The organism is Mesorhizobium sp. MC2-1-1 (assembly GCF_057597255.1).
Genome location: NZ_CP195205.1, coordinates 4,420,937 through 4,435,561 on the forward strand (window position 1 = coordinate 4,420,937; position 14,625 = coordinate 4,435,561).

14 protein-coding genes are annotated in these 14,625 nt (G+C 66.0%); 10 read left to right on the forward strand and 4 right to left on the reverse strand.

Going from position 1 to position 14,625, the window contains the following annotated elements; translation table 11 throughout:
* Nucleotides 1-143: 143 nt before the first annotated feature.
* Nucleotides 144-1,163: an LLM class flavin-dependent oxidoreductase gene (locus tag ACR64R_RS21910; protein WP_487358353.1), complete on the reverse strand. Its 1,020-nt coding sequence runs from the start codon at nt 1,161-1,163 to the stop codon at nt 144-146.
* 233 nt (nt 1,164-1,396) lie between these two features.
* Between ACR64R_RS21910 and ACR64R_RS21915 the strand changes: the two genes are divergently transcribed.
* From ACR64R_RS21915 to ACR64R_RS21940, 6 genes are all read left to right on the forward strand, one after another.
* On the forward strand, nt 1,397-2,299 hold the full coding sequence (locus tag ACR64R_RS21915) for a MurR/RpiR family transcriptional regulator (protein ID WP_487358354.1): 903 nt from the start codon (nt 1,397-1,399) through the stop codon (nt 2,297-2,299).
* A gap of 84 nt (nt 2,300-2,383) precedes the next feature.
* A complete protein-coding gene (locus tag ACR64R_RS21920; protein ID WP_487358355.1) occupies nt 2,384-3,388 on the forward strand; it encodes an ABC transporter substrate-binding protein in 1,005 nt (334 codons plus the stop codon).
* Between the two features lie 22 nt (nt 3,389-3,410).
* Nucleotides 3,411-5,207 (forward strand): ABC transporter permease, encoded by a 1,797-nt coding sequence (locus ACR64R_RS21925; RefSeq protein ID WP_487358356.1) that lies wholly within the window; start codon nt 3,411-3,413, stop codon nt 5,205-5,207.
* Nucleotides 5,204-6,247, forward strand: coding sequence for an ABC transporter ATP-binding protein (locus ACR64R_RS21930; RefSeq protein ID WP_487358357.1), 1,044 nt, complete (start codon nt 5,204-5,206; stop codon nt 6,245-6,247). Before ACR64R_RS21925 ends, ACR64R_RS21930 begins: the two co-directional genes overlap by 4 nt.
* A gap of 26 nt (nt 6,248-6,273) precedes the next feature.
* Nucleotides 6,274-7,029: a COG4280 domain-containing protein gene (locus tag ACR64R_RS21935; RefSeq protein WP_487358358.1), complete on the forward strand. Its 756-nt coding sequence runs from the start codon at nt 6,274-6,276 to the stop codon at nt 7,027-7,029.
* Nucleotides 7,026-7,235 carry a hypothetical protein gene (locus tag ACR64R_RS21940; protein ID WP_487358359.1) on the forward strand — a complete coding sequence of 70 codons (210 nt, stop codon included), beginning with the start codon at nt 7,026-7,028 and terminating at the stop codon, nt 7,233-7,235. Before ACR64R_RS21935 ends, ACR64R_RS21940 begins: the two co-directional genes overlap by 4 nt.
* Nucleotides 7,236-7,430: 195 nt before the next feature.
* On the opposite strand, the gene ACR64R_RS21945 is transcribed toward ACR64R_RS21940, so the two are convergent.
* On the reverse strand, nt 7,431-8,063 hold the full coding sequence (locus ACR64R_RS21945) for a methyltransferase family protein (RefSeq protein ID WP_487358360.1): 633 nt from the start codon (nt 8,061-8,063) through the stop codon (nt 7,431-7,433).
* A gap of 224 nt (nt 8,064-8,287) precedes the next feature.
* Between ACR64R_RS21945 and ACR64R_RS21950 the strand changes: the two genes are divergently transcribed.
* The 4 genes from ACR64R_RS21950 to ACR64R_RS21965 all read left to right on the forward strand — a co-directional run bounded on the left by ACR64R_RS21950 (nt 8,288) and on the right by ACR64R_RS21965 (nt 11,692).
* On the forward strand, nt 8,288-8,533 hold the full coding sequence (locus ACR64R_RS21950; RefSeq protein WP_487358361.1) for a hypothetical protein: 246 nt from the start codon (nt 8,288-8,290) through the stop codon (nt 8,531-8,533).
* Nucleotides 8,534-8,559: 26 nt separating this feature from the next.
* Nucleotides 8,560-9,345: a COG4705 family protein gene (locus ACR64R_RS21955; protein ID WP_487358362.1), complete on the forward strand. Its 786-nt coding sequence runs from the start codon at nt 8,560-8,562 to the stop codon at nt 9,343-9,345.
* 244 nt (nt 9,346-9,589) lie between these two features.
* Nucleotides 9,590-10,267, forward strand: coding sequence for a winged helix-turn-helix domain-containing protein (locus tag ACR64R_RS21960; protein ID WP_487358363.1), 678 nt, complete (start codon nt 9,590-9,592; stop codon nt 10,265-10,267).
* Nucleotides 10,268-10,312: 45 nt separating this feature from the next.
* The gene (locus ACR64R_RS21965) at nt 10,313-11,692 is read left to right on the forward strand and encodes a sensor histidine kinase (protein ID WP_487358364.1); all 1,380 of its coding nucleotides are present in this window, start codon (nt 10,313-10,315) and stop codon (nt 11,690-11,692) included.
* Nucleotides 11,693-11,754: 62 nt separating this feature from the next.
* On the opposite strand, the gene ACR64R_RS21970 is transcribed toward ACR64R_RS21965, so the two are convergent.
* The gene (locus ACR64R_RS21970) at nt 11,755-12,906 is read right to left on the reverse strand and encodes a glycosyltransferase family 2 protein (protein WP_487358365.1); all 1,152 of its coding nucleotides are present in this window, start codon (nt 12,904-12,906) and stop codon (nt 11,755-11,757) included.
* Nucleotides 12,903-14,531, reverse strand: a complete 1,629-nt coding sequence (locus tag ACR64R_RS21975; RefSeq protein ID WP_487358366.1) for an ArnT family glycosyltransferase — start codon at nt 14,529-14,531, stop codon at nt 12,903-12,905. The genes ACR64R_RS21970 and ACR64R_RS21975 overlap by 4 nt, the downstream gene beginning before the upstream one ends.
* Nucleotides 14,532-14,625 lie beyond the last annotated feature (94 nt).

Here is a 14,625-nt window from a genome sequence, read left to right on the forward strand (position 1 = left end):
GTCCGCCGACGGTTGAGCCCTTGCCCTTGCCATCCTCCCCTCGATACCGGTAATCGGTTGCGTAACCGATTACGCAAACTAGAGCGCGGATTTGGCCAACGTCAATCCCGCGGGAAGAATGCACCGGCCCCATGGCGGCGCCGTCACCGCCAGCCGAGCGCCGGCGCGACGTGCTTCAGGATCGCTTCGATGACATGGGCGTTGTAGTCGACGCCGAGCTGGTTGGGCACGGTGAGCAGCAGCGTGTCGGCTTCGGCGATCGCCTCGTCCCCCCTGAGCTGCTCGACGAGCTTGTCCGGCTCTGCGGCATAGGATCGGCCGAACACGGCGCGCTTTTCCGGCTCGATATAGCCGAAATGGTCCTCGCCCTCGCTGCTACCGAAATAGGCGCGGTCCATGTCGTTGACCAAGGCAAAAATGCTGCGGCTGACAGAGACGCGCGGCTCCCGCTTATGGCCGGCTTCCTTCCAGGCGGCGCGATAGGCCCTTATCTGCTTGGCCTGCTGGATATGCAGCGGCTCGCCGGTCTCGTCGAATTTCAGCGTCGAGCTCTGCAGGTTCATGCCGAGCTTCGCCGCCCATACGGCAGTGGCGTCGGTGGCCGCGCCCCACCAGATGCGCTCGCGCAGGCCCGCCGAGAAGGGTTCCAACCGAAGCAGGCCGGGCGGATTGGGGAACATCGGCCGCGGATTAGGCTGGGCGAAGCCTTCGCCGCGCAGCAGGTCGAGGAAGATCTCCGAGTGCCGGCGCGCCATGTCGGCGTCGCTCTTGCCCTCTTCCGGCACGTAGCCGAAATAGCGCCAGCCGTCGATCACCTGCTCGGGCGAGCCGCGGCTGATGCCCAGCTGCAAACGCCCGCCGGCGATCAGGTCGGCCGCGCCCGCGTCCTCGGCCATGTAGAGCGGGTTTTCGTAGCGCATGTCGATGACGGCTGTGCCGAGCTCGATACGCTTGGTCTTCGCGCCCGCCGCGGCAAGCAACGGAAACGGCGAAGCGAGCTGGCGGGCGAAATGGTGGACGCGGTAATAGGCGCCGTCGGCGCCGAGCTCCTCGGCCGCGACCGCGAGGTCGATCGATTGCAGCAACGCGTCGGCGCCCGAGCGGGTGCCCGATTGCGGCGAGGGCGACCAATGCCCGAAAGACAGAAACCCGATCTTCTTCATGTGCTCCGTTCCGCTCGTCGCGATCCCTTGAACCGCTCACATTGCTTGTTGCCCAGCAGATAGCCAGCGCAGCGCCGCGATACAACGGACATCAAACGGATACAGACCGTCAATCGCCGGGAACCCGGGCGCGGCGCGATGCTGAAATCGTCGCTGTCACATGGATGTAATGGACATTTCGGAATGTCGGCGCCGTAGCGACTGCTACGAACCTTTGGCAATGGCCGACCATAATGACATCCGACGACCCCGAGGACGGGCAAAGCGCTTTCGACGATCGTGTCTCGGCAGCCTTCGAGACCCTGCCGCCGGCCGAGCAGCGCATGGCGCGTTTCTTCGTCGGCCAGAAACAGGCGGTGCTGCTGGGGTCGGCGGCGGAAATCGCCGCCCTCGCCGGCGCCAGCGATGCCACCGTGGTGCGCACGGCGCGCTCGCTCGGCTTCGAGAGCCTGTCGGCCCTGCGCCAAGTGCTGCTCGCGGATCTGACCGGAACGGCCTCGCCGGGCAGGCGGCTCGCGCGCACCTTGCAGGAGACCGGCGGTGACAGCGCCTCGGCGCTTCGTCACGTCGTCGGCCTGCATGAAGACGCGCTGGAGGCGCTGAAGCAGCCCGGGATGGAGGCGGCCTTCGCCGACGCCATCGATATCCTGGCGGCGGCCCGCCGCCGTCACATTTTTGGCATCGGGCCTTCGGGCGCCATGGCCGAATACGCGGCCCTGCAATTCAACAGGATCGGCTTGCCGAGCAGTGCGCTGTCGGTTTCGGGGGTCGCGCTTGCCGACCGCCTGCTGTGGCTGGAGAGCGGCGATGCCGTGCTCATGACCGCCTACGCGCCGCTCTACCGCGAGGTCGAGATCGTCCTCGACCAGGCCGGGGTGCGTGAGGTGCCGGTGGTGCTGATCAGCGACAATCTGGGACCGCTCGTTTCCGACAGGGTGGCGGCGACGCTGCCGGTCCCGCGCGGCAAGGCGGATCACCTGGCCAGCCATGGCGGCACCTTGGTGCTCATCGAGGCGATGATCATCGCCCTGGCGGCCAAGGCCGGCGAGGCAGCGTTCGATAGCCTGGACCGGTTGAGCGGCCTGCGCGGCGCGATCGATAAGGCATGGATGAAACGAGGAACGCGCAAGAAGTAATCGCCGCCGACATAAAAATGTCGGCAAATACAATATAATATAAAGTTGGCATTACCTTGCCTTATCGAACAACAGGAGTGCGAAATGAATATAAAGGCAACGCTTGGACTTGCGTTGAGTTTGACGGCCGTATCCATCGCCGCGCCGGCTTGCGCCGCCGACCTGGTGCTCTATGACGCCCTCGACTTTGCCGGCCCGGTCGCCAAGGCCTTTGAGGCCAAGACCGGGCTTACCGTCGACGTCGTCGAGCCCGGCAGCACCGGCGAGACGCTGGGCAAGATCGCTGCCGAGGGCAGCAACCCGCAATTCGACATCGTCTGGCTCGACGGTTCCGCGGTCATGGAGCGCATGGCGGCCGACCACGTGCTGCAACCGGTGCCGGCCGAAGCCTATGACAAGGTCGCCTGGACCGATCTCGGCAAGTCGCTGATCCCGCAAAGCCATGCTTTCCTGCCGACCGGCACCAGCACCACCGCGATCGAGGTCAACACCAAAAAGGTCAAGGCCAACAAGATGCCGAAATCCTGGGCCGACCTCGAGGGCTTCGCCGGCAGCGTCGCCGCCAAGGACCCGAACCTTTCCGGTCCGGCCTATCAGTGGCTCGCCGGCCTGTTCCAGACCAATGGCGTCGAAGCCGGCAAGGAGCTGCTCGCCAGGACGCTCACCAACAAGTCGCTCTCGGGCCTTTCCAGCGGCGGCAAGGTCAACAAGGCCGTGCTCACCGGCGACGCCTCGGTCGGCATCAACCAGGACAGCGCCATCTTCTCCAAGATCGCCGCGGGCGAGCCTGTCGTCGCTGTCTATCCGAGCGAAGGCTCGGTCTCGCTCCCGCAAGGCCTCGGCATCAGCGCCAGGACGCAGCATATGGACGCCGCGCGCAAGTTCATCGATTTCGTCACCAGCGCCGATGGCCAGGCCGCGATGCAAGACGGCGACGACACCGACTTCTTCTACATCCCGATCATCAAGGGCGTGAAGCCCAAGCCCGGCCGCGAGACCAATATCGCCTACACCCATCTCGACGACGCGACCGCCTCGGCGCACGAGACGGAGTGGAAACAGTGGTACAAGGACAAGTTCGTCCAGTGACCGCGATCGCCAGGCAATGACGATGGTGCAGCAATTCGATGCCGCCGCCGGCGGCATCGGCTCAAGTGCGTGGGCGCGCAGGCGCCTGCCCGCGCTGGCGCGTCTTGGAGGCCCGCTGGCGGTCTATGCTGTCTTCGTGCTGCTGATCGGCCTGCCGCTCGCACTCGTCCTGCTCCAGGCCGTCATGCCCGGGCTGTTCGCCGCCGACGGCGCGCAAGGCCTGTTCAGCATGGAGCCGCTGGTGCGCATCTTTGCCTCGCCCTCCGTCGCCGGCTCGATCCTGCATTCGCTGGAACTCGGCCTGCTTGCGGCGGCGACGACGACTGTTCTGGGCGGCGCCTTCGCCGTGCTGGTGCAGCGTTGTGAAATCCCGCTGCATGGCACGATTTCGCTGGTGCCCTGGCTGGTGTTCCTGACCCCCTCCTATCTGAAGGCGCTGGCCTGGGTGCTTCTGATGTCGTCGGGCGGCTATCTGGCTCAGCTCGGCCTGTTGCCGCCCTGGCTCGGCGCTTCCTTCTTCGGCCTGGGTGGCCTGGTCTTCGTGCATACGCTGAGCCTGTTCCCGCTGGCCGCATTCATCATCGGCAGCGCGCTGGCGGGCCTCGGCGGCGAGATGGAGGACGCCGCGCGCCTGTCGGGCGCCGGACCGCTCAGGATCTGGCTGCGCGTCAACGGCCCGTTGCTGGCGCCGGCGATCATGCTCAGCTTCATCGCCACCTTCGCCGAAGTGCTGTCCGATTTCGGCTTGGCCTCGACGATCGCCAGGATGTCCAGTTTCGGCGTGCTGACTTATGGCATCTATGCCGCCGCAAGCGACTATCCCGTCGACTTCCCCGCCGCCGGCGCGCAGGCCCTGGTGCTGCTGGCGCTGGTTCTGCTCGTCGTCGTTTCCGACCGCCTGCTGCGCCGGCGCGCCGATCCGCATCTGATTTCCGGACGGGCCAGGCCGGCGCGCCGCTACCAGCTCGGCGCCTGGCGCTGGATTGTTTTCGCGATAGCGCTTCTGGTCGCCTTCCTGGCGCTGATCCTGCCGCTTGGCGCGATCGCGGCAAGGGCGCTGACCAGCACGCTCGGCCATGGCCTGGCGGCCGACAATTTCACGCTGGCCAATCTCGGCGCGGCGCTCAGCCCGCAGACTTCGGCCAATGAGGGGCTGGTGCGCAGCCTCTTCTATGCCGCCCTGACCGCAATCATCGCCAGCACGCTAGCCTTGCTGCTGTCGGCCCAGCTCGATCGATCGAGCCCGGTCATGCGCACCGCGGTGCTAGGCCTGTCGCTCGGCGCGGTCGCGATCCCCGGCATCGTGCTCGGCTTCGGCTATATCCTGGTCTGGAACCGGCTGCCCGGCTTCCGCGACTGGCCGTTTCCGCATTATGGCGACGGCTCGCTGCTGGTCATGGGCTATGTCGCGGCGGCGCTGCCCTATTGCCTGGTGGTCATCCTCTCGGCCATCGGCCAGCTGGCGCCGAGCCTGACCGATGCCGCGCGGCTCTCCGGCATCGGCGCAGTCCGCCGCCTGGTATCGGTGACCCTGCCGCTGATCCTGCTCAGCGTCGTCACGGCTTTTCTCCTCACCTTCATCCGCACGATGTTCGAATTGCCCATGTCGCAAATGCTCATCCCCCAAAGCGGTCCGCCCGCGCCGACCCTGATCCTGAAGCTGTTCAGCCACGATCGCGACGGGCTGGCTTGTGCTATCGCGCTTGCCGCCATGACCGCCGCCGGCGGCGCTGCGGCGTTGGTCTGGTATCCCCTCAAGCGCTTCATCGCCGTCGGCCGGCCGCAAGGCATGCCGGCCGGGTCGGGTGAGCCGTCATGACCGCCTCGCTCCATTGCGCCGGCGTCTCGAAATCGCTCGGCGGCCGCGCCGTGCTCTCGAGCCTCGACCTTGCCATCAAGGCCGGCGAAGTGGTCTCGCTGCTCGGCCCGAGCGGTTCCGGCAAGACCACGCTGTTGCGCAGCATCGCGGGGCTGATCCACCCCGACCGGGGCACGATCAGGCTCGGCGAGCGTGTCGTCTGGAGCGAGAAATCCATCCTGCCGGCGGAAAAGCGCCGGATCGGCATGGTGTTCCAGGACTACGCGCTGTGGCCGCATATGACGGTGGCCGGCAACCTCTCGTTCGGGCTGCGCGCGCAGCGCCTCGCCGAGCCGGAGATCGCCGCCCGCCTCGGCCACGCGCTGGAGGTCACGCGGCTCGCGCCCTATCGCGATCGCTATCCGTCGGAATTGTCGGGCGGGCAGCAGCAGCGGGTCGCCATCGCCCGCTGCCTCGCCGCGCGGCCCGCCCTGATGCTGTTCGACGAGCCGCTCAGCAATCTCGACGCGGCGTTGCGCGAGGACATGCGCATCGAGATGATGGATCTGGTGCGTCGCGAGGCGGCCACCGTCATCTATGTGACGCATGACCAGGCCGAAGCCATGGCCGTGTCGGATCGCATCGCCGTGATGCGCGAGGGCCACATCGCCCAGTTCGACACGCCGCGGGCGATCTACGAGCAGCCGGCCGATTCCTTCGTCGCCGGTTTCATCGGCGGCTTTTCGGTGGTGCCCGGCACGGTTCGCGACGGACAGTTCAGCGTGCTCGGCGCCGCCGCCGACAGCCTGCGCGCGCCCGGCGCCAGACCCGGCGACGGCATGCTGGTGGTGCGGCCGGAGGATGCGCGGCCGGCCGAGGCGCATCCCGGCAACCGGCTGCAGGGCAAGGTTCTGTCGAGCGCCTTCCAGGGCCGCTGCTGGCGGCTGGCGGTGGAGCTTGGACCGCAGCGCGTCCGCCTCGATTGGCCGGAGGCGCCCCCGATCGGCTCATCACTGGCGTTCTCGCTGCCGCCGGAGCGCTGTATCGTTCTCACCAACTGATGATTCCCTCACCATAGGTTGCCTCAATGCATGGCCTGACACCGATATTTTCCACCGTGACGGCCTCATTCCTGGCGTCCTTCGTCGAGGTCGTCGAGGCTTTCACCATCGTGCTCGCCGTCGGGGTCACGCGCGGCTGGCGCCCGGCGCTGACCGGCGCTGCGCTTGCGCTCATCCTGCTTGCGGCGCTGGTGCTCGTTTTCGGGCCGCTGCTGGCGCTCGTCCCCATCACCGTCCTGCAATTCGCGGTCGGCGTGCTTTTGATCCTGTTCGGCATGCGCTGGCTGAGGAAGGCGATCCTGCGCAGCGTCGGGGTCATCGCGCTGCATGATGAGGAGAAGGCCTTCTCCAGGGAGACGGAAGAGTTGCGGCGGCAGGCCGGTGACCGCCGCGCCGATTATCTGGCCGCCGTCGCGTCGTTCAAGGCGGTGCTGCTCGAGGGTGTCGAAGTGGTTTTCATCGTCATTGCCGTCGGCGCCGCGCACGGGCAGACCCTCTATGCCGGCCTCGGCGCGCTGGCGGCCTTCGTGCTGGTGATGCTGATCGGTCTTGCCGTGCATCGGCCCCTGGCGCGCGTGCCCGAGAATTCGCTGAAATTCGTCGTCGGGCTGATGCTGACCAGCTTCGGCGTGTTCTGGACCGGCGAGGGACTCGGCGCCGAGTGGCCCGGCGCCGACCTCGCTTTGCTCGCCATCCTCGCCGTCATCGCCGCCGCATCCTTCGCCATGGTGCGCTGGCTGCGCGGCACCTACCCGTCGCCCGCCGAAGGAGCCGCCCGATGATCCGACTTTTCTTCAACGAACTCGTCGGCATGTTCGTCGACGACGGCAATCTCGCCCTCCTGGCGGTTATCCTGATTGCGCTGATCGCCGCCGCGGTGAAGGTGTTGGGATTGCCGCCGCTGACCGGCGGCGTCCTGCTCCTCGCCGGCTGCCTGGCAATTCTTCTGGAGAGCGTGCGCCGCGCCGCACGCGACAAGGCGCGCTGATCAAGGCAACGCCGCGAAAGGCACGCTGATATTCAGGTCAGGCCGAGCCGGAATCGAAGACGGGCCCGAAGCGACCAAACTGGGTGATTTCCGAGAACCGGCCTACGCCGTAGCGAAGCGTACTTAGATACGGAGCACCGGAAGCGCAGGAAGTCGCCATCTCCAGGCCGGCCTCGCCTGAATATCAGCCCGCCTTCAGTAAACCGTGAAAAGCGTCGGCAAGTGGCCGCCGACGCGGAGATACTCGACCGCCTCGATCACCGGAAACAGCGCCAGGAAATAGAGACCGTCGCGGAACGTGTTCCTCAGCGCGCGCGTCGAGAACAGCCAGTGTTCCTCGTCGCGGTAAAGCAGCGGGTTCGGCCAGAAACGCGGCGTGCGCTGGGCATAGGCCGCATGGACAGCGCCGAACTTGCCGGCGAGGTACTCCGCCTCCTTGCGCGCGGTGAACCGGAAGACGAGGAAGCTTCCCAGGCCAAGCAGCGCGGCCGCCAGCACCGAGCCGAACATCAGACCGATGCCGGCCGCTCCGACGGTCGAGAAGAAATAGAGCGGGTTCTGGGTCATCGAGAACGGGCCGGACACGATCAGCTCGTCATTCTTCCTGCCGCCGACGAACAGGATGCTCCACAGCCGTCCGAGGAAACAGGTCAGCACCATGGCGAAACCGGCCGCCTCCAGGATTTCGTGTCCGTTCGACCCTTCGGCCAGCGCCGGCCTGCTGAACAGGAGCAGGATGATGGCAAGCACGGCGGCCACCTGCACGACGATCAGGCGCTTGTGCTGATCGAACGCTTTCGGCGCCGATTTGAGGGACGTGTAGGCCATTCTTTATCATCGCTCCGGCGCCGACAGGGACGCCAGGCTTCTTCTAGACCTCCGGCCGCGCAATGACGAGACCCGGCGAATGGCTTTTTGGCCGACCTTACGAATTTGTAAGGACGCGGACAGACCGCGGTGAATTCGCCTCCTTACACCTGACGAGCGCCGCGCCGATTTTGAGTGGGCTCGAAAAGGCGCCGGACGCCGGCCCTCAACGTCAGGATTTGGTAGTGAACAAATTTGCCTTTGCCGCGCCCGCGGCCACCGCTCCCCTGGTTCCGGCTCTTGCCGTCCCGACGCCTTGCGAGACCGCGCTGAAGGACCTGCGCCCCGGCGAGGTCAAGGCGACCCTCAACGACGTCGGCGAGAACAAGGTTTACGATCTGGAGATCACGGGTATCGGACGCTGCAACGGCAAAGACGATAAGCGCGCCGACGAGCTCTTCGCCCGGGCCATGAAGGTCCTCGGCAGGTAAGCGCCCGGACCGGAAAGGATGCCGCCATGGTCGCGATAATCAATGAACACGGGTCCGGCTTGAACAGGGTCCCGGAAGTCACCCTCGATTTCTGGCTGATCAAGATCATGGCGGTGACAATGGGCGAGACGGCGGCAGACTATCTGGCCGTCAATCTCGGTCTCGGCCTTACCGTCACCTCCCTGATCATGAGCGGCATTCTCATTGTAGCTCTTGTCCTGCAATTCGGGCGGAAGCGCTACGTGCCCTGGGCCTACTGGCTGGCGGTCGTGCTGATCAGCGTCGTCGGCACCTTGGTCACCGACAACCTCGTCGACAATTTCGGCGTGCGGCTGGAGACGACGACCATCATCTTCTCGGTCGCCCTCGCCCTGACCTTCATCGCCTGGTACGCCAGCGAGAAGACACTGTCGATCCACACCATCTTCACCACCAGGCGCGAGATCTTCTACTGGCTGGCGATCCTGTTCACCTTCTCGCTGGGCACGGCCGCCGGCGATCTGGTCGCCGAGCGCTTCGACATGGGTTATCTGGCAACCGGCCTCATCTTCGGCGGCGTCATCGCGGTGATCGCTCTGGCCTGGTTCTTCCTCGGCCTGAACGGCATCCTCGCCTTTTGGCTCGCATACATCCTGACGCGGCCGTTCGGCGCCTCCTTCGGCGACCTGCTGTCGCAGCCGGTCGAATATGGCGGAATGGGCTTCGGCGCCACCTTCATCAGCCTGACCTTCCTCGGCTGCATCGTGGTCATCGTTCTTTATATGACACTGAAGGAGCTGATCGACGAAGACGACCAGGCCCTGCTCGACTGAGCGTGATCCTAGAAATTAGCACTCTCGCAAAAAAGTGTAGCGGTTTTCGGTCCACAAATGCGTAAAAACAGATGGTTAGAGCAATCTCCGTCCGGAATTGCGCCAAGACGACAAGATGGGGCATGATGCCGTCCAAAACCCGCTACACACTTTTCGGCATCATGTCCTGGGAACCAGCCAGGAAAAAGGCCCAGCCGGCGCCGCCATGCCGGCGAGGTTGAGGCGGCAAGGACAGCACGGGGCGATGCGACTTCTGCTTGTTGAGGACGATCCGAGAACCGCCGACTACATCGTCAGGGGCCTGACCGAGGCCGGCCATGTCTGCGATCTGCTGCGCGACGGCCATGACGGCCTCTTCGCCGCGACCCGCAACGCCTATGACGTGATCGTGGCCGACCGCATGGTTCCCGGCCTCGACGGCCTGTCGATGATCAAGGCGGTGCGCGCCGCCGGCGTGCATACGCCGGCTATCTTCCTGACCTCGATCGGCGGGGTCGACGACCGGGTCGAGGGCCTGGAAGCGGGCGGCGACGACTATCTGGTCAAGCCCTTCGCCTTTTCCGAACTGCTCGCCCGCATCAATGCGCTCGGCCGCCGGCCGGCGGCGCAGGAACAGAAGACGGCGCTGCGCGTCGCCGACCTCGAGATGGACCTGATCCAGCGCCGCGTGACCAGGCAGGGCCAGCTGATCGACCTGCAGCCGCGCGAGTTCAGCCTGCTCGAGGTGTTGATGCGCGGCGAGGGCCGCGTCATCACCCGCACCATGCTCCTCGAGCGCGTCTGGGATTTTCACTTCGACCCAAAGACCAGCGTTGTCGAGACGCATATCAGCCGGCTCAGGGCCAAGGTCGACCGGCCCTTCGACGTGCCGTTGATCCACACCGTGCGAAACACCGGCTACAGCCTGCATGTTCCGGGCTGATCATGCGTCCCCGCTCGTGGAGCGAGCAACCGCCTTTGCGGTGGCATGAGCGAGACGCGCTCCAGCCTGCTGCGCAGCACGCCGTTCAGGCTGGCGCTGACTTTCGCCTTTCTGTTCCTGCTGGCCTTCATCCTGTCCGGGGCGGTCGTCTATCAGTTGATGAGCGCCTCGCTCGCCAGGCAGCTCGATCAATCGATCAAGGAGACTTACTCCCTGATCGCCGCGACCTATTCGGAGACAGACAAGGAGGACCTCACCACAGCGGTGAAGGACCACGCCCAGTTCAGCCAGGACAAGGACCAGATCTTTTCCCTCACCGATAGTGCAGGGAACCGCCTGGCCGGGGATTTCACCGCCTCGGGTCTGCCGGAGGGGTTCTCCATGTTCGCGGCCGACTTGCCGGGCGTGCCAAAGGGAACCGAATATCGCGCCTATTCGGGCACGGTGGGCAACAGCAATTTGACGGTCGCCTTCTCGCTTTCGGAAACCGACGATCTTGAGATGATCGTGCTGATGAGCTTCGGCTGGGGCACGCTGTTCATCAGCGGCGTCGCGATCGCCGGCGGCGCGGTGCTTGCCTCGCGCGTGCAGCGGCGCCTCGATGGCATCGCCAGCACCATGGACGACGTCTCGCATGGCCGGCTCGACGCGCGCATTCCGCTGATCGGCAGCGGCGACGACATCGACGCCGTCTCCGCCCAGGTGAATGCCGCGCTCGACCGCCTCTCGGCGCTGGTCGACGGCATGCGCGAAGTGAGCGCCAACATCGCGCATGATCTCAAGACACCGCTCAACCGGCTGCAGATGATCCTGGAATCGGCCGCCGACAAGACGGCGTCGGGCGAGGATGTCTCCGTCGAGCTGACCGACGCCCGCGCAGAAAGCCAGCAGATCAACAGCACCTTCGACGCTTTGCTCCGCATTGCCCAGATCGAAGCCGGCGCCCGCAAGGCCCGCTTCGTCGACCTCGATGTCGGACCGGTCGTCGAGACCATCGGCGAGGTCTATGCCGATGTCGCGGAGGATGACGGCAAGTCGCTGTCGACGAGCGTCGTTCCGGATACAAAATGGTATATTCACGGCGACCGGGACCTGCTGATGCAGATGCTCGCCAATTTGGTGGAGAATGCGCTCAGGCATTGCCCGCCGGGCACCGCGATCGGGCTTTCGGTTACCGGCGACGGCAGCCACGTTCTCATCCATGTCCGCGACAATGGTCCGGGCATTCCTGCCGGGGAGCGCGAAAAAGTGTTCCGTCGCCTCTACCGGCTGGATACGAGCCGCACGACGCCGGGAAGCGGGCTGGGCCTGAGCCTCGTCAAGGCGGTGGCCGACCTGCATGGCGCCGCGATAGCGCTTGAGGATCGCAATCCGGGTCTCGGCGTGACCGTCAGCTTTCCGGCTGTGCGGGCGCCCGTCGCCTGATTCCGGGTGGGCTACCCAGACGAGGTGCCGGACGCATGGCGGGTGCCACGATGCCGGCCGGCTTACCGAGGCCGCCAGGTGATGGCGGAGTTGGTCACATAGTTCCAGGCCGCGCCGACCGCGGCGGCCGCGAGGCCCGCCACCCACCAGCGCGACGGATTTGTGTAGAGCAGGCTCGACACGCCGACACCCGCCACCACGCCGAATCCGCACAGGGCCGCGAACATGCCGAAGCCGGTCAGGAAGCGCCAGCCGCGACGGCGCAGGTCCCGATAGGTGAAGACGTTGTTGAGGGAGTAGTTGAAGGCCATGGCGGTGAACATCGCGGCCGTCTGGGCCACGGCGAAGGGCAGACCCCGCGACAGGAGCGCGTGCAAGACCGCCAGATGGACGACGACGCCGGCCGAGCCGACCAGGCCGAAGGCGAGAAACCGCGTCGAGATGAGGTCTCCCGACGCCTTGGCGATCAGCAGCCCGACATATTCGGCCACGACCATGGAATCGAGTTTGCTCTCCCCGTGCAGGCGCGGACCGAACACATAGGGAATTTCCTTGATGCGCAAGGCCGGCGAGGAAGCGACGATGTCGAGCAATATCTTGAAGCCTTGGCGGGACAGGCGCGGCGCCACCGCATCGACCACCTCTCGTCGGACCATGAAGAACCCGCTCATCGGATCCTTTATCGGCGTCTTCAGGAGCAATTGCGCGAGGCGCGTCGCCAGCCTGCTGCCGCTCGTGCGCAACCGCGTCATCGCGCCATCTGCGCTCTCATCCTCCTGGTAGCGGCTCGCGATCACCATGTCGGCCTCGCCGCGGCGAACGATCTCGAACATCGCAGACAGGCGCGTCTCGTCATGCTGGAGATCGCCGTCCATGACTGCGACGATCGGCGCCGAGCTCGACAGGATGCCTTCCAGGCAGGCGCCGGCAAGGCCGCGGCGGGCAATGCGCCGGATGGCGCGTACGCGGTAGTCGATCGCGGCTATATCGCGAACCGCCGCTATCGTTCCGTCCTTCGAATCGTCGTCGACGAACACGACTTCCCATTCGATGCCCGCAAGCGCCTCGCGCAGCCTGGCGACCAGCACTCCGATATTGGCGCGCTCGTTCAACGTCGGCACGACGACGGTGAGCTCGGCGCCTCCGCGCGGGGCAACCGCATCTCGGTGGATCGGATCGGCGGCGCGCGGCATCATGGATATGGCTTGGTTCATGGCAGGGGACCGCCTTTACCGGTCGAGGTTTGGACTGGCGGCGGCGTGTGCGTCGTCTCCGCTCGTTTGACGGGAAGGATCAGTATGTCGAAGACCGGGAATCCGGCGACGCGCTGCGCGACGTGCCAAGCCGGGCCGCTCGCCACGAACAGGCCAGCGAGGCTGTCGCGATAGCCCTTTTCGCTTGCGGCCTCGTTGGCGGAATCGAGCGCCGCGATGAAGTACCCCGCGCCGCGGCTGTTCAACCGGTCATCGCCCATGAACTGGAAGTGGCGGGGATCGCCCGGCAGCACCTGGATGGGAAAGTCAGGACCGATCGCCGCGCCGACGCGCGCCGCCTGCATCCAGTTCGACGCCACCACGAAGCTGTCGCTAGCCCTGGCCTGGCTGCTACCGGCCTTGCCGCTCAGGGCCGACCAGTCGACGATCTGCCAATTGATGTCGAATTTCGGCGCCCGGTCGAAGAAAGGCCGGGTGAAGGCGCCTGTTCTGGCCTGCGCGGCGAATCCGATCGCCAGCAAGGGAACCGTGATGGCGGGGACCGCGAGGGATGTGTTGAGCCAGCCGGAATGGCGACGCGAGAAATCGCGGCACCACTGGCCGGCGAGCGGAAACGCGAAGAGGAACCCGCTCATCGACCAGTGCGGAAGCGAATGTGCGCTGAACAGCGCGATCAGGTCGAAGAAGACCACCTGCGGGGCCGCGATCAACAGGAAGAAGCGGTCGGCCGGCGACGCGCCCGGTCGGGCAGCGCGCCACAGGCAGGCCATGGCGACCAGCCAGACCGTCGGCCACAGATAGGCCACCTGGCCGAGCAGGGTCAGCCCGAGATTGGCCGGGTGCAGGAGGTGGCCTTCGGTCGCCATGCCCCGGCCGGACTGGAACGCCAGCGAAATCCAGTCGTGGCGCATGTTCCACAGCAGGACGGGCACGAGGCCTAGCGCCGCGACGATGGCCGCCAGCCAGGGGCCCGGCATGCGCAGTTGGGCACGGCCCGACTTCGTCATGACGAGGATCGTCAAGGCGGAGATTGCGAACAGGCCGGCCTGGTATTTCGACATCAGCGCCAGGCCCAGCGCCAGGCCGGCCGCGATCCAGCGTGGCAGGCCATGCCGGGTTTCGCCGCCGAGCAGCATCGGCGCCGCCAGCCAGGCGCTGGCGAGCAGGAAGAAGTCGAGCGGTCCGTCCGGGACGACGAAGTGGCCGGCCGAGATCAGGAAGAACGGCGCAACGCTGTAGCAGGCGACAGCCCAGAAGGCGGCGGCGGCGCCGTAAGCCCGCCTGGTCAGGTCGAACAGAAGCAGCGCCGACAGCGAGCCCAGCAGCACATAGGGAAGCCTGACGACGAAGCGGCATTCACAGCCGGTGACGTCCGCCATCAGCCGGGCGAGGGCGAAGCCCAGGGGCGGATGATCGAAATAGGACAGCGAATGGCTGCGCGACACCACCACCGCGTAAGCCTCGTCTATCGACAGGGGAATGACCGCGGCAAGTCCGAGCCGCAGCACCAGGAATGCCGCGATCAGCAACATCGTCCGGGAAGCAGGGGAAGTCCCGAGATAGCCCGACGGCCCCGCGGAAGGCTTGTCGGCGGCGCTGCCTGCCCACGACTGGACGGCCTGCATCGTCATTACCGGAACGCAGTCATGTGAGCAGCGAGCGCCTGAGCGACAATGCGACGGGCGAGCGCCGGCGTCCGGGCACACGGGGCCGGGTAGA

What these genes read in the sequence shown, in the direction of transcription:
- ACR64R_RS21910 (WP_487358353.1), bottom strand. Translation starts at nt 1,163, where the DNA reads ATGAAGAAGATCGGGTTTCTGTCTTTCGGGCATTGGTCGCCCTCGCCG.
- ACR64R_RS21915 (WP_487358354.1), top strand. Translation starts at nt 1,397, where the DNA reads ATGACATCCGACGACCCCGAGGACGGGCAAAGCGCTTTCGACGATCGT.
- ACR64R_RS21920 (WP_487358355.1), top strand. Translation starts at nt 2,384, where the DNA reads ATGAATATAAAGGCAACGCTTGGACTTGCGTTGAGTTTGACGGCCGTA.
- ACR64R_RS21925 (WP_487358356.1), top strand. Translation starts at nt 3,411, where the DNA reads ATGGTGCAGCAATTCGATGCCGCCGCCGGCGGCATCGGCTCAAGTGCG.
- ACR64R_RS21930 (WP_487358357.1), top strand. Translation starts at nt 5,204, where the DNA reads ATGACCGCCTCGCTCCATTGCGCCGGCGTCTCGAAATCGCTCGGCGGC.
- ACR64R_RS21935 (WP_487358358.1), top strand. Translation starts at nt 6,274, where the DNA reads ATGCATGGCCTGACACCGATATTTTCCACCGTGACGGCCTCATTCCTG.
- ACR64R_RS21940 (WP_487358359.1), top strand. Translation starts at nt 7,026, where the DNA reads ATGATCCGACTTTTCTTCAACGAACTCGTCGGCATGTTCGTCGACGAC.
- ACR64R_RS21945 (WP_487358360.1), bottom strand. Translation starts at nt 8,063, where the DNA reads ATGGCCTACACGTCCCTCAAATCGGCGCCGAAAGCGTTCGATCAGCAC.
- ACR64R_RS21955 (WP_487358362.1), top strand. Translation starts at nt 8,560, where the DNA reads ATGGTCGCGATAATCAATGAACACGGGTCCGGCTTGAACAGGGTCCCG.
- ACR64R_RS21960 (WP_487358363.1), top strand. Translation starts at nt 9,590, where the DNA reads ATGCGACTTCTGCTTGTTGAGGACGATCCGAGAACCGCCGACTACATC.
- ACR64R_RS21965 (WP_487358364.1), top strand. Translation starts at nt 10,313, where the DNA reads ATGAGCGAGACGCGCTCCAGCCTGCTGCGCAGCACGCCGTTCAGGCTG.
- ACR64R_RS21970 (WP_487358365.1), bottom strand. Translation starts at nt 12,906, where the DNA reads ATGAACCAAGCCATATCCATGATGCCGCGCGCCGCCGATCCGATCCAC.
- ACR64R_RS21975 (WP_487358366.1), bottom strand. Translation starts at nt 14,531, where the DNA reads ATGCAGGCCGTCCAGTCGTGGGCAGGCAGCGCCGCCGACAAGCCTTCC.